We start from the raw sequence: 14,384 nt of genomic DNA, 5'->3' as shown, positions 1-14,384 counted from the left end.
TGAATTTAATGGGGTAAAAAAAGTGAAAAAAGAAAACTCATCTTTCAGAATTTTCTCTTTTTGTCTATATTTACTGCTTTAAAATAGGTTTGAACACTACATGAAAAATATATTGTGTAAAGGTATCTGGGGAGGTCTTTTGTTGTTACTGACACTAAGTGCGTCTGCGCAGTGGAATACCTATAATATGTTGCAGATGGGAAAAAATGCCATCTATTTTGACGATTATGTAAGTGCAATTGATAATTTTAACAATATTATCCGGGTAAAACCCTATCTTTCGGAACCTTATTTTTTCCGGGGACTGGCTAAGATGAACCTGGATGATTATGAAGGAGCGATTGCAGATTATACTCATGCGATTGATTTAAATCCCAATTATTTTTATGCCTATATGTATAGGGGAATTGCTTATCATAACCTGAGAAAGTTCAAAGAAGCCATGCAGGATTATAATGAAGCGATCTCATTGGATCCCAGCGATGCTTATGTATATGCTAACCGGGGAATTACTAAGGCTGAGACAGGGGATTATAAAGGAGCGGAAAAGGATTACTCTAAATCCTTAATGATTGATAATAAACTATTGGCCGCTTATTTAAACCGGGCGATTATGCGTGAAAAACTGGATGACCCGGAAGGCGCAATGGCGGATTGTAATGCAGCTATTAAGCTGAATATGTTTTCGGATGATGCCTTTGGACTGAGGGGATATCTCTGGTACAAACAAAAAGATTACCATAATGCAATAGAAGATTATAACCGGGCCCTGAAGGCGAATCCGAAAAATAAAAAAATATTGATGAGCCGGGCCATTGTCTGGTATGAAATGAAAAAGTTCCCGGAAGCTTTGAAAGATTACGGAGAGATAATAAAAATAGATAGTACTTATATATATGCTTATTATAACCGGGCTATGCTGAGAGCTGAAGTCGGCGATTATAATAATGCTATTGCCGATTTGGATAAAGTCGTCGATACAAATCCGGATAATATTCTGATTTATTTTAACCGGGGACTGCTGAAAATGGAAATCAAGGATTACGCAGGAGCTTTTGAGGATTTTTCAGAAAGTATCCGTTTGTATCCGGATTTTGTCAAAGCGTATATGGCCCGTGCCGCTGTCAATAACGCCCTTCAGAATTATGCTGCCGCTGATGAAGATCATGGGAAAGCGCTGCTAATAATGGACCGTTACCGTAAAATGAAAGAAGGGGACCGGAATGCGCTGGTGGATACGACTGAAAATTTCCGGCGCTTAATTGATTTTAATGCCCGGGAAGATAAAATGCGGGATGTAATTAACGGAAGAATACAGGATAAAAATGTGATTGTTTCCCTTCAGGATATCTTCTGCGTACAATACCTGAGTCTTGATTCTTTGAGGAGTGGTAAAGTCCAGTATTATAATGTGCATGTTATGAACTATAACCAACAACATAATTATCAGCCTTCTTTGTCTTTGACGAACAGAAAATACAAATATCCGGAATCCTTTATAGCGGAAAATATTGCAAATCTAACTACTCAGATAACACATCGGGCAACAGCGGATGAGTATCTGCTCCGGGGAATTTTCTATATGAACAGTCAGGAATATCCGAAAGCAATAGAGGATTTTGAATATGTTATAAAACAGGACTCCAGTCATTTATTAGCCTTGTTTAATGTAGCCAACGCCCGAATGCTGATGTTGGATTATATAGAATCGGTAGGGGATAATTCCGTCGAAATTATAGGAGATGATAAACAGGTAAAACGTGTGACAGATTATTCCCAGGTATTGGAAGAATACCAGAAATGCCTGGAGATAGATCCGGCTTTTGTGTTTGCTTTATACAATATTGGAAATGTCTATGTAAAAAGTGAAAAAATCGAACAAGCCATAGAGGCTTATTCCAAAGTTATTCAACAAGATAAAGAATTTGCTGAGGCCTATTTCAACAGAGGTTTATTGTATATCTATACCGGAAGAAAAGCGGAAGCAAATGCAGATTTAAGCAAGGCAGGAGAGTTAGGGATTATTGATGCCTATAATATTATTAAGAGGTACTGTAAAGAAGAAAACGATTAGCTGTGCACTAATCGTTTTGCCTTTTTTCTTTTTTTTCGTATTGGTAAAGCCTTTCTTCCAATTTTCCGGATTCTTTGTATTGTGCTTTTAATTCCTGTTCTTTTTTCTCTAACAGGTTTTTGAGCATGGTTATTTCTTTGTCTTTGTCGATACAATCTTCACAAAATCCGTATTCATTCCGGTTTATTTGCCTCAATTGTTTTTGGTCTATCAGCATGCTTCCTACATCCCGTAGTAACCAGTTCGCGTTTAATTCAGGGAATTGCCGGATAATGGATAGTAAATGTTTATCCGGGATATGATCATGACAGTTTATCCAGTTGCTGACTTGCTGTCGCGTTTTTAAACCGAGCTTAATTCTTAATTTTTCCTGAGAAATATTTTTTTCGAATAAAAATTTCTCTAATCTTTTATTAATAGACATGTCCATACATCCCGTTTTTATTTACATGTAAACTTTAAAAGCAATAAATCGCTGAAAAATATTTACTTTATGCAATTTCATATCATAATAAGATAGAATAAATATATAAACAATGCAAATTTTATAGTGTCTTTACGGATACCTTCCTTGTTAATTTATTTCTTTTTCCCTTTGAAAATCTACAAAAATAACGAAAGAGGCATACATTTTGTTAGCAAGAAGCAAGATAAAATAATGACAAAATGATGTGGAAACTTTGTATTTACATTGTGGGTTGCTCTTTATGTTTGTGTAGTTGTGAACAAGTATTTGAATATCATCCTTATGAATTGAGGTTGGATAATAAGTATAAAAATATCAACGAAAAGAATATTGAGCGTTTACGGGCTTTGGATAAAAACAGAGATACTGTCCGTTTTATTGCTATGGGGGATACGCAACGTTGGTATGATGAGACGGAAGATTTCGTAAAGGCTGCAAATCAGCGGGATGATATTGATTTTGTGGTGCATGGGGGCGATATTACCGATTTCGGATTAAAGAAAGAATATTGCTGGATTCACGATATCATGAGTAAGTTGAAAGTTCCCTACGTGGCCGTCATTGGAAATCACGATAATTTGGGTTCAGGGCGGGAAGTTTATGAAGTGATGTATGGCGCTCTGAACTTTGCTTTTGTATATGGAGGGATAAAATTCGTTTGTTTAAATACGAATGCTTTGGATTATGATTATTCCATTCCGGTACCGGATTTTGAATTTATTCAACAACAAATTGCCGATACGCTGGAACAGCCCCTTCATTCTTCAATTGCTATTATGCATACAGAGCCTGGGAATGTTATCTTTAATAATAATGTCAAGGTCCCTTTTCAGGAATATTTAAAAAGGCTGAAGAATCTTCGTTTCTGTGTGCATGCCCATGAACATCATTTAATGGTCAATGATTTTTTTGGAGATGGAATTATTTATTATGGCTCGGATGCGATGAAAAATCGGAATTATCTGTTATTTACAGTGACCAAAGAGAATTATTCTTATGAAGTGGTATATTTTTAAATATCTGTTGATTTTGCTTTGTTTGAATGGAGGGGAAAATACAGTTTTTGCCCAGACTCGTGCTGAAAAGAGGCAGAATAAGCATGAAAGATTGCAGGAACAATATCAGTCGAGGTGGAATAAGCTGGTCCCCCGTTATAATAAATTTCAGTTTGCCGGAGGAATGGGACTTTTTTCTCTGGGTATGGGTTGGGATTATGGTAAGAAAAAACAATGGGAAACAGATATTCTTTTAGGATATTTACCCAAATTTGATGGCAAAGAACACCACATTACAATTACATTAAAAGAAAATTATATTCCCTGGAAAATCCGGATTAAAAATAGTCGTTGGGTGGGGGAACCTTTTACTGCCAGTATTTATATCAATAAAATTTTTGGAGAGGAATTCTGGACGAAAGATCCGGATAAGTATCCGGATAAATATTATAACGTAGCGACCAACCTGCGTTTTAATATTGCTTTCGGACAACGCATAAAATTTAATTTGAAACCGAAGTTGCTGACAGACCACATCACTTTCTTTTATGAAGTCGGGACAAACGATTTATATGTGATCAGTTATTTTACGAATAAGTATTTACATTTGACCGATATATTCAGTTTATCCTTGGGATTAAAATTCCAGTTTTTATAAACTTTTATTCTCCCGGTTTCGTATAAAACTGCGAATATATATAGATTATAAATACGGGAAAATGAAAACAAACTGGAAAACAAAATTCGGATATATTGTATTAATTCTATTGCTTATTTCCATAGCTTCTTGCCGGAATTCTGCAAAAAGGAATGCAGCACAGATGAATCAACCTCAGGATTCTGCTGTCATTATAGAACAGGAAACTGTTATTATTGCGGTGGATAGTATTTCCCCCGATTCGGTACCTCAAAAGTAGAAAGAACCGTTTTATCGGTCGAAAGGATTTTATGCCGGATTAATTTTGGAAATCACTCTTTTTAAAGGACTGAACTTTATATCCGGATGGATAGAAGGGAACCGGGAGTTTTAGTCGTACTATTCAGCAAAGCGACGGATAGTGGAAAATAAAAAGAAAATTGTTACCGGATAATTAATCTTTCAGAAAACAGAAAATCGGGGTAAAAATTGTTTTTATCCCGATTTTCTCAATTAATAATTACCGGAAAGTCCGTGTTACCCTGCAGTTTTAAAGTATCATTTGGGGCATAAATTCGAAACTATTGTATTTCGGACGAAGCCGGTCTGTGTTGTAAAATTTTTCTACATCTACTAATTTTTTGGTACTGGTTACGATTTCTATGGGAGCATTGTCGTAACGTCCGTTACGAAGGATGACAAGGCGCCCGTGCATTCCTTTGGAAATCAGATCCAATGCCAGGTTGCCGTAAGCCATGGGTACAATCGAATCCATGGCATCCGGATTACCGCATCTTACCAGATATCCCAGTTTCTGATTAATCACATTAATGCTTTCTCCGTGATTGAATTTAGGCGAAAGCTCCTTCAGCTGATTGGCTATATGATCTCCTATGCCTCCCAGTTTTTTGTGTCCGAACATATCTGTTTCTTCACTTTGAAACATCATATCTCCTCCGTTATAGGTAGCGCCTTCCGAGATGAGGACAACGGAATATTTACTGGGATTCGTATATCTGTCCTGGCAAAGAAGTTCACAAAGCCGGTCGATATTAAATTGATATTCGGGTATAACGCAACGATTAGCTGCTCCTGCCAGAGTGGGGAGCATGGCGGAAAATCCGGCGTAACGGCCGAACACTTCCAGCACCAGTAAGCGTTCATGGGAACCGGCGCAGGTCCTCAAACTATGGGTCAACTCAATGGTCCGGGTAATACAGGTACTGAATCCGATACAATAGTCCGTTCCCGGTACATCATTATCCATTGTTTTGGGGATAGCAATGACTTTTACTCCTTCTTTGCTTAACCTCACCCCATAGCTCAGTGTGTCATCCCCTCCGATCGGAACAAGGTAGTCAATACCCATAAAATCTAAATTCTGGAGGACTTCTGAAGTCAGGTCGTTGACTTTTTCTGTGTATTTGTCTTTTAAATGCTGGGGTACAGATTCTAGCGGGACATGTGAGGCCCGAGTGCGGGAGGTATGTAAAAAAGTTCCTCCGGTACGGCCTGCCCTGTTGACAATTTCTTCAGTGAGTTCAAAAAAATTCCCGGAATTGTCCGCTTTTTTGTCCCGCACAATATCGATCAGGCCCCGCCATCCACGACGGATGCCAATAACTTTATATCCTTCTCTGAGAGCTCTGATGGTTACTGCACGAATGGCCGGGTTAAGTCCCGGAACATCTCCTCCTCCAGTTAAAATACCGATAATTCCTTTTGATTTTTGGCTCATAATACAATAAAATTTATGTGTTAGTTACAGCTTTAAATTTCACAAAATATATCCGGAATTGCAAAAAAAATCCTAGATAAGTACGTATATTTGTCTGATTTTTTCAAAAAAAATGGAAAATAGTGGAATAAAGAAAGTTAACTGTATAACGGTAAGAATGTATAATGAATAATTTTATAGAATTTTGGGAAGGCCTGGGCGAAAATAGATACTTTTTTTTATTCGCTTCTGTATTTTTCCTCTATCATTTGATTGGTGTTCTGAGTAAAAGTTTACTTATCTGTTCAAAGGAAAAAAAAATTCCGCAGGAAGAAAAAGAGGGGGTATCCGTCATTATTACCTCCAACAACAGAGCTGAAGAATTGAGGGCAAACTTACCTTATTTTTTAAATCAGGAAGATTCGAATTTTGAAGTGATCGTCGTCGACGAGTGCTCTGAAGATGATACTCAGGATGTTTTAGCAGAAATGCAAAAAGAATATCCGCATTTGAGGACCACCCGTATTTTCCCGGAAACAAAATTTAGAAACACGAAGAAATTAGCTATCAATATCGGAGTTTTAGCTGCACATAACGATATTTTACTTTTTTCGGAAATAGATTCTTGCCCGCTTTCTGTACACTGGGTAAGTGCTATGCGGACTTATTTTGATCCGGATACAGCAGTCGTATTAGGATATGCCAATTATACAGACAGTAAATGGAATGTTAAAATCCGGCGCATGTTTCGGTTTTTGCGCTATTTAAAGATGTTGCTACTGGTGAAAAGAGGATGCTTCGTATTCGGTGACGGACATAATATGGGATATAGAAAGAAATTTTATTTGGAAAAAAGAGGCTTTTCAAAAAATTCACAAAGCTATATCGGTTATGATAATGAAATGGTTGCTTGTTTATCTCAATTAGGTAAAGTGAAAGTTGTCCGACAGGAAGATACTTTTGTAGGATTAAATAATAACGAAAAGAAAACCTGGAAAGAAGATTATACGTATTATTATCAAAATAAACTAAAATGGCCGATTAAAGCTTTAATTAGATCCGATTTTGATACATTTATTGAGTTTTTATTTTATATATTTTGTTTTATTTTGATATTTAAACATATATTATATATTTACATTATTGCGTGTATTTTATTAACATTTTTATTAGATTTTATAACAATAAATATCTATTTGAGGCATTTAAAGCAAAGGAAATTATTCTTAATTTCGTTCATTGTTAGTTCTATAGGTTTTTTATACAGATGGTACTATAATGTACATTCAATTTTTACGAAGAAGAAATGGAGATAACGAATAATTTATCGGAGAAGGCGCTTTATGATTATAAGATAGTTAGGAATGCCATCGCCGGGGATGAAAAAGCATATGCGGAACTTTTTAAAAGGTATAAAGATTCTGTATACTTTATGATTCTGAAGATGGTTAATAACCGGACTGATGCAGAGGACTTAATGTTTGAGGCATTTGAAAAAGCGTTTTCCAGTTTAAATTATTATTCTCCTCAGTTTGCTTTCAGTACATGGCTCTTTAAGATCGCTTCAAATAATACGATTGATTTTATCCGGAAACGGAAAACCTTAACGGTTTCTTTGGATAAAGACGATATTAATCCGGACGACCGGGGGTATATCAATAGTATTCCGGCAGATATCCGGACGCCGGATGAAGAAGCGATTCGTTCCCAACGGGCGGATTTTATGCGGGAAAAAGTTTCTATGTTAAAAGGGCGTTACCGTCGTCTGATCGAATTACGTTATTTCGATGAATTTTCATACGAGGAGATTGCTGATGAGCTGGCTATCCCATTGGGTACGGTGAAAGCTCAGTTGTTCCGTGCCAGGGAATTATTGCTGAATATCCTGCAACATACTGAGATTGCGAAGGAAAATGAAAAAAATTAATTTACTGTTGTTTTTAGGGTGTTGGATGTATACGTTTGGGCTGGCGCAAGGTTTAGCCGAAGAGGAAGTACGTTTTTCGGGAGTGGTAATCAACAGTGCTACTACGCAGCCGGTTCCTGATGTAAGCTGCCGGGATGGGGAAAGAGTGACTACAACAGATCTGATGGGACGCTTTGTCATAAACACTTTAAAAGGAGATACAATTTATTTCACTCACATCGGTTATAAATCTTATGAAATTGTAGTTCCTGATACGCTGGCAGGAGGGGAATATATGTTAGCTGTTTTTTTGTCTTCGGATACGATTAATCTGCCTGAAGTGGTGGTAAGGAGGCGTTATGGGGAACAAGCCCGGCAGTACCGGATGAATGCTAAAAATAATATGGCCGGAATTGAAAGGGACGCTTTTTCAAATACACTGGAGATGACTCCGGAACAGAATCAAAAAAGGATATTGGATGATTTTGCTGCCAGTACAAATAAAGGACATGTAAATGTCAAATTGGGGGTTGGCCTGGAAAGCTGGAGGGCGTATGAACAATTGAAGAAAGCCCGTAAATTCCAGGAAGCACCTGAACCTTTGATGGTGGAAGAGATTGACTTGCTTAAAATGATTTTTACCATAAATCGCCGGGAAAAAACTGTAAAATAAATCTTAATTATTTTAATATTTGTTGCATCGCTATTTTAAAAAATAAAATAGCATGTTAAAGAAGATTTTTTATGTAGAAAAAAAAGAAAAAGGTGGAAATTGAAAGAAGATAAGATTATCTTTGTCCAACGAATCTGTATGGTGAAGTTAAAGGAATGAATTGAAATCAGAAAAAGGGAATAGTACTTCGGAATTGATTTTTAATTTCCGGTTACCTGACCGTTTTTCAGGATTTTTGTTTTTTACTGAAAAATACAGTTTCATAAGTGTGATTATTATTAACAAAGTTATAATGTTATGAAGAATTATTCTATTGTATTGAATGTAATATTATTGATTGCCGTAGCAGTGCTTTATATCTTGCATTTTACAGGAAACCGGGAAAATGCGCCGGTAAGAACCAGTATGGAGGGAAACGGGACTGTTAATGGAACGAAAATAGTATATGTAAACACAGATACATTATTGAATAACTATTTGCTTTCAATCGAATTGAATGAAGCCTTTTTGAAAAAACAGGAAGAAAGACGGACTGAATTGAATCTGAAAGCAAAACAGCTGGATCAACAAGCCAATGAATTCCAACGTAAATTAGAAAATAATGGTTTTATCAGCCGGGAAAGGGCAGAAGCTGCCAGACAGGAAATTCTGGATAAAAATCAGCGCTTGCAAATGCTGCAGCAGGATATGACAGAAAAAATGCTGAAGGAGCAGAGCGATTTGAATAAACGTCTGTTTGAATCCATTACTTCTTTCCTGACAGAATACAATAAAGAAAAAGGATATGATATTGTATTGAGCACAGTTTTAGCTGGAAATGTGCTTTATGCAGAATCGGGTTTTGACATTACCGGTGACGTTGTAAAAAGGCTCAACGAGAAATATAATCAGAAAAAGGCTGAGTAATCAGCCTTTTTTCTTAACGGCATTTTATGAAAATTTTTGACCGTTATTTTGAAAAAAATCCATTGAAATTTTTTCCGGATTTTCCGGATACGCTTTCCTTAATTATAGTCATTCCTGTTTTTGACGATCCCGATATTTTCCATACTTTGAAGTCTTTGCAAAATTGCCGTTTGGATAGGGATGTCGGGGTTATTCTGGTGGTGAATCATGCTGAGCATTGTGATGAAGATCTGAAGCAGAGAAATCATCAACTTTATATAGCGCTGAACGATTTCCTGAAAAATTCTCCTGTTGCCGGTTTGTATTGTAATGTTTTTGCAGCTTTTGATTTACCTCGTAAACAGGCCGGTGTCGGTTTGGCTAGAAAAATTGGTATGGATGCTGCAGCCTGGTATTTTTATCAGAGCGGAAAAGAAAAGGGGGGAATTGCATCTCTGGATGCAGATACATTAGTAGATGAAAATTATTGCCGGGAACTGGCGGATTGTTTTGCAAAAACGAATTGTGCCGGGATGACAATTGCTTATGAACATGTTTTACCTGAATCCGGAGAAGAACGGCTCGGCATTATGAAATACGAGTTGTATCTTCGTTATTACCGGATGGCTTTGGCTTATGTGGGACATCCTTATGCTTATTCTTGCCTGGGGTCTGCTTTTGCTGTAAGGGCAGCGGATTATATTGCTCAGGGGGGGATGAACAAGAAACAGGCGGGAGAAGATTTTTATTTTATTCAGAAGCTGATAGCTACGGGACGTTTTTTTCATTTAAATAAGGTGAAAGTATATCCTGCCGGACGGATTTCGGAACGTACTCCTTTTGGGACAGGACAGGTGGTGCGGCAGATCGTAAATGAACGGGGCAATTATGTGACATATCATTTCGGAGCTTTTGAAGTTTTAAAGTCTTTTTTCCGGGATATTCCGCAATTGTTTAAAGTAAACGGAATACAGATAAAGGCCTGTCAGGAGCAGCAGAATAAGTGCCTTTTCCGATTTTTGGAAGCAAATAATTTTGTAGAAATGGTAGAGGAATTGAATGCCAATTGTGCTTCTCCGAAATTATTCTTAAAACGTTTTTTTGATCAGTTTAATGCTTTCCGGGTATTGAAATATTTAAATTACGTACATCCCCTTTATTTTCAAAAGCAGGCAGTAGAAATTGCTGCAGTCGGTTTGCTGGAAAAGATTATGCACAGACCTGTCTCCCGGAATTTGCCGGATTTACTTACTGCTTATCGGGAACGGGATATTTGAAATTTGCAAATTGGATGTATCTTTGTAAGGGTTATTTAAAAGATTATAAAAAGCATGGATTTTAAATACGAAATAAAAATCATGGCGGATCCGGAAGAAGTTTTTTCTGCTTTGACAAATCCTTTCCAGATCGGGCTATGGAGCGGGTATCCTGCTGATATGAAGGCAGAAGTAGGGTATGTCTTTTCTTTATGGGAAGGTGATATTACGGGGGTGAATCTGGAGATAGTGCCGGATCGGCTTTTAGTGCAGGAATGGTTTTTCGGAGAAAATGAAGAACCTTCTATCGTGCGTCTGGAATTGAAAAAAGAAAGGAATCCGGGAACGATTGTACAGCTTTTACATACCCATATCCCGGAAGAAGTATTTGAAGAAATTACGGAAGGTTGGAAAGTATATTATTTGGGTTCTGTGAAAAATATGTTGGAGATGTATTAATATTTTAAAGAGGCAACCGGATGGAGATACGAAAAATAAAGGTAGCAGCTATTGGTGCGGGAAACCGCTTGAATGCTTATGCTGAATATGCCTGTTTACATCCGGAGGAAATGGAGATTGTGGCAGTTGTAGAGCCGAATGAAGTGAGGAGGAAGCATTGTGCGGAGCGTTTTCATATCCCTTCTGAATACTGTTTTGCTTCCTGGACACAATTTTTTGAATATCCCCGTCTGGCAGATGCTGTATTTTTGTGTACTCCTGATCATTTGCATTATCAGCCGGCTTTAGCGGCTTTGGAAAAAGGGTATCATATCTTATTAGAAAAACCGATTGCTCAAACCTGGCAGGAGTGTCAGGATATTGCCCGGAAAGCACAGGTATACGGACGTATTGTCGGAATTTGCCATGTTTTGAGATACCATCCCTATTTCCGGAAATTCCGTCAGATTGTAGAAAACGGGGAATTGGGGGAAATTATTAGTATTAATCACGTGGAAGGGGTGGGGATCGAACGGATGACACATGCTTTTGTAAGGGGATTATGGAGAAGGGCGGAGGAAACGAATCCGATGATTCTTTCCAAAGCTTGCCATGATTTGGATCTTATGGTATGGCTTACCGGGCGAAAGTGCTTGGACGTGAGTTCTTATGGGTCTTTAAAATGGTTTAAAGAAAAAAATGCGCCTGTCGGCAGTACCCTGCGTTGTACGGACGGTTGTCTGATAGAGCGGGAATGTCCTTTTTCTGCTTTGCGTTTGTATTATCGTCAAAAGCGCTGGTTGCGCCATTTTGATATACCGGAAGGAATTGATCCGGATCCGGTTATTATGCAGGAATTAAAAACGGGACCTTATGGGAGGTGTGTGTATCGTTGTGATAACGATGTGGTCGATCATCAGGTCGTTTCCATGTTGATGGAAGATGAAGTGACCGTGAACTTTTCAATGGATGCTTTTACGAAAGAAGGAGGACGGAAAACACATATTATGTTTACGAAAGGAGAAGCTTACGGAGATGAGAAGCAGTTGACTATCCGCTATTTCCTGCCCGGTAAAGCAGATGAGGTTTTCAATTTTGCAGATAGTTTTGGAGAGTGTAATTATCACGGAGGGGCTGATTTGTACATTGTTGGGGATTTCCTTCAGGCTATCCGTAAACAGAAAGCTTCAGCCTTACTCACTTCAATTGAGACTTCTTTGGAAAGTCATAGAATTGCTTTTGAGATAGAAAAAAGACGTTTGAAATAGACGTTATTCTCCTGTTACCTGTATGATTTCTCCCCGGACTTCAATTATTTCCCCTTTTCTGATTTTAGCACGCTTCCGTTGTTCGGTTACTCCATTGCGTTTTACTTCTCCGTTTTCTACTAATATTTTGGCTATTCCCCCGCTTTCTGCTATTCGCGTAATTTTCAGTAAACGGATTAATTCAATATAATCTTCTGTAAGTGTAAATTTTATCATTCGAATATCTTGTTTATGGAGAGAGGTGTACAAAAATAATAAAAGTAACGGAACAAAATTAATTATACATTTCGGAAACAGAGTGATCTTAATTAAAAAAGATGACGGAAATAGGAAATACATCAGTGGATTTAACTTTTTTAAATCCTATTTTAAATGAAATTAAAAATTCAGTCGGGACGGGAGGAAGGGGCAACATACCGTAAAGTAGAAACAAGCCGCTTATAAAATGTTAATTTTGCAACCTTTAATAAAAAGGAGAAACGGGAAAAAGAAAACCAAATAAAAAACTTTTTTCTCGCTTTTTCGTTTTGGAAAAGATAACGAAAAAACAGTTGAATGAAAAAATTAGTAATTTGGGCAATGGCCTGTATTTTAGGAATTCCTGTATTCGCGGAAGGATATCAGGTAAATGTATTGAGTGCAAAACAGACTGGAATGGGGCATGTCGGAACGGCAATGAAATTAGGTGCAGAAAGTATGCATTTTAATCCGGCAGGGCTGGTTTGGCTGGACAATCATATGGATATTTCTATCGGTATTTCTGCTGTTTCTGCCAAGGCGAAATACAGCCACGAAGGTTATTCTGCAAAAACAGATAATCCTTTAAGTACTCCTTTATATGCTTATGTGGGCTATAAAATATACGATAATTTTGCAGCCGGGATTAGTTTGACAACGCCTTATGGAAATTCTTTAAAATGGCCTAAAAATTGGGCCGGCGTGAATCTGATTCAGGATATTACTTTGAGATCCTATGTATTACAGCCTACTCTTTCCTATAAAATCAGTGATAAACTGAGTATCGGTGTCGGATTAATGCTCGCGATCGGGAACGTTAATCTTTCCCGGGCTTTAATGAGTACTGCCGATTTCCAGATGATCGGTAATATTATAGAAGGTTTACCTTTACCCGAAGAGCAAAAAAAATATTTTGTAGAAACCATACGGGATAATAAATTCCCTCCGGCTTCTGCCACTTTGGACGGACACGCTAAAGTACGGGCCGGATTCAATATCGGGATTTTGTACGATATTTCTGAAAAAGTCAGTGTAGGATTATCGTATCGTTCTAAGATTAAAATGCGTGTTAAAGAAGGGGATGCGACTTTGGATTATGCAAACCGTAGTGTAGAAGATTTGATGGCTGTATTGGGAAAATTAGCCCCTGCTTTTGCCGTACCCAAATATGATCAGGGATCTTTCCGGGCAGAACTCCCTTTACCTTCTAATACGACTTTGGGAGTGAGTTATCGTCCGGATGACCGTTGGGAGATGTCTTTGGATTTGCAATATGTCGGTTGGAATGCTTATGATTCTCTGAATGTGTATTTCAACGAAGAAGAGTTGGGTATTAGCCCTATTAAGGCAAATAAAGATTATAAAAATACGATTATTGCCCGTATCGGGGCTCAGTATAAAGCTACGGAACGTTTGGACGTACGGGCCGGTTTATATTTTGACCAAAGTCCTATCCGGAAAAACAATTACAATCCGGAAACGCCGGGAATGAATAAAATCGGGATGTCTGCCGGTTTATCGTTTGAACCTTACCGGAATCTGCAATTTGATTTTGCTTTCCTTTATATTCAGGGGATCGGACGGGATGGATCGTATACCTATAATAATATTGTAATCCCTACTCAGGTAGATACCTTTAGCGGGCATTATAAATCAAATGCATTTACTGCATCTCTTGGGGTTTCTTATAAGTTTTAATTCTTTTTGTTTTCAGGGAGATATTTTAAAATTATAAGCGAATTTTTCAGTTAAGTTCTTGCTGAAAAATCTATACTTGTAAAAATAAAAGGGGGGATGTCCTTGGTATCATTCTTCAGACCTGTATCGGGCTA

General features: G+C 37.7%; 15 protein-coding genes. 12 read left to right on the top strand and 3 right to left on the bottom strand.

The window, feature by feature from the left end; all coding sequences use genetic code 11:
* The first annotated feature begins 100 nt into the window (after positions 1-100).
* Positions 101-2,074 carry a tetratricopeptide repeat protein gene (locus Q0465_RS09845; protein WP_298615676.1) on the top strand — a complete coding sequence of 658 codons (1,974 nt, stop codon included), beginning with the start codon at positions 101-103 and terminating at the stop codon, positions 2,072-2,074.
* Between the two features lie 7 nt (positions 2,075-2,081).
* On the opposite strand, the gene Q0465_RS09840 is transcribed toward Q0465_RS09845, so the two are convergent.
* A complete protein-coding gene (locus tag Q0465_RS09840) occupies positions 2,082-2,504 on the bottom strand; it encodes a hypothetical protein (protein ID WP_298615674.1) in 423 nt (140 codons plus the stop codon).
* Between the two features lie 236 nt (positions 2,505-2,740).
* Here Q0465_RS09840 and Q0465_RS09835 point away from each other — a divergent pair, with 236 nt between their 5' ends.
* The 3 genes from Q0465_RS09835 to Q0465_RS09825 all read left to right on the top strand — a co-directional run bounded on the left by Q0465_RS09835 (position 2,741) and on the right by Q0465_RS09825 (position 4,452).
* Positions 2,741-3,556 (top strand): metallophosphoesterase, encoded by an 816-nt coding sequence (locus Q0465_RS09835; protein WP_298615672.1) that lies wholly within the window; start codon positions 2,741-2,743, stop codon positions 3,554-3,556.
* Positions 3,537-4,193 carry a hypothetical protein gene (locus Q0465_RS09830; RefSeq protein WP_298615670.1) on the top strand — a complete coding sequence of 219 codons (657 nt, stop codon included), beginning with the start codon at positions 3,537-3,539 and terminating at the stop codon, positions 4,191-4,193. Before Q0465_RS09835 ends, Q0465_RS09830 begins: the two co-directional genes overlap by 20 nt.
* Positions 4,194-4,254: 61 nt before the next feature.
* On the top strand, positions 4,255-4,452 hold the full coding sequence (locus Q0465_RS09825; RefSeq protein WP_298615668.1) for a hypothetical protein: 198 nt from the start codon (positions 4,255-4,257) through the stop codon (positions 4,450-4,452).
* Between the two features lie 270 nt (positions 4,453-4,722).
* Here the strand turns inward: Q0465_RS09825 and Q0465_RS09820 are convergent, their stop codons facing one another.
* Positions 4,723-5,910, bottom strand: a complete 1,188-nt coding sequence (locus Q0465_RS09820) for a 6-phosphofructokinase (protein ID WP_298615666.1) — start codon at positions 5,908-5,910, stop codon at positions 4,723-4,725.
* A 164-nt stretch (positions 5,911-6,074) separates the two neighbouring features.
* Between Q0465_RS09820 and Q0465_RS09815 the strand changes: the two genes are divergently transcribed.
* The 7 genes from Q0465_RS09815 (at position 6,075) to Q0465_RS09785 (ending at position 12,315) form a co-directional block, all read left to right on the top strand.
* A complete protein-coding gene (locus tag Q0465_RS09815; protein ID WP_298615664.1) occupies positions 6,075-7,205 on the top strand; it encodes a glycosyltransferase in 1,131 nt (376 codons plus the stop codon).
* Entirely contained in the window at positions 7,196-7,816 is a 621-nt protein-coding gene (locus tag Q0465_RS09810; RefSeq protein ID WP_298615661.1) for a sigma-70 family RNA polymerase sigma factor, read from the top strand. The genes Q0465_RS09815 and Q0465_RS09810 overlap by 10 nt, the downstream gene beginning before the upstream one ends.
* The gene (locus Q0465_RS09805) at positions 7,803-8,468 is read left to right on the top strand and encodes a carboxypeptidase-like regulatory domain-containing protein (RefSeq protein ID WP_298615659.1); all 666 of its coding nucleotides are present in this window, start codon (positions 7,803-7,805) and stop codon (positions 8,466-8,468) included. The genes Q0465_RS09810 and Q0465_RS09805 overlap by 14 nt, the downstream gene beginning before the upstream one ends.
* 297 nt (positions 8,469-8,765) lie before the next feature.
* A complete protein-coding gene (locus Q0465_RS09800) occupies positions 8,766-9,374 on the top strand; it encodes an OmpH family outer membrane protein (RefSeq protein ID WP_298615656.1) in 609 nt (202 codons plus the stop codon).
* Between the two features lie 26 nt (positions 9,375-9,400).
* Positions 9,401-10,630 carry a hypothetical protein gene (locus Q0465_RS09795; protein WP_298615654.1) on the top strand — a complete coding sequence of 410 codons (1,230 nt, stop codon included), beginning with the start codon at positions 9,401-9,403 and terminating at the stop codon, positions 10,628-10,630.
* A 54-nt stretch (positions 10,631-10,684) separates the two neighbouring features.
* Positions 10,685-11,068 (top strand): SRPBCC domain-containing protein, encoded by a 384-nt coding sequence (locus Q0465_RS09790; protein ID WP_298615652.1) that lies wholly within the window; start codon positions 10,685-10,687, stop codon positions 11,066-11,068.
* 20 nt (positions 11,069-11,088) lie between these two features.
* Positions 11,089-12,315 (top strand): Gfo/Idh/MocA family oxidoreductase, encoded by a 1,227-nt coding sequence (locus tag Q0465_RS09785; protein ID WP_298615649.1) that lies wholly within the window; start codon positions 11,089-11,091, stop codon positions 12,313-12,315.
* A gap of 3 nt (positions 12,316-12,318) precedes the next feature.
* Here the strand turns inward: Q0465_RS09785 and Q0465_RS09780 are convergent, their stop codons facing one another.
* Positions 12,319-12,531: an RNA-binding S4 domain-containing protein gene (locus Q0465_RS09780; RefSeq protein ID WP_298615646.1), complete on the bottom strand. Its 213-nt coding sequence runs from the start codon at positions 12,529-12,531 to the stop codon at positions 12,319-12,321.
* A gap of 339 nt (positions 12,532-12,870) precedes the next feature.
* Between Q0465_RS09780 and Q0465_RS09775 the strand changes: the two genes are divergently transcribed.
* Complete coding sequence (locus tag Q0465_RS09775) at positions 12,871-14,250, top strand: OmpP1/FadL family transporter (protein ID WP_298615643.1); 1,380 nt, start codon at positions 12,871-12,873, stop codon at positions 14,248-14,250.
* Positions 14,251-14,384: the final 134 nt, after the last annotated feature.

Source organism: uncultured Odoribacter sp. (assembly GCF_937966165.1).
Classification (GTDB): Bacteria; Bacteroidota; Bacteroidia; order Bacteroidales; family Marinifilaceae; genus Culturomica.
This window is presented reverse-complemented; position numbering and strand designations above follow the sequence as displayed.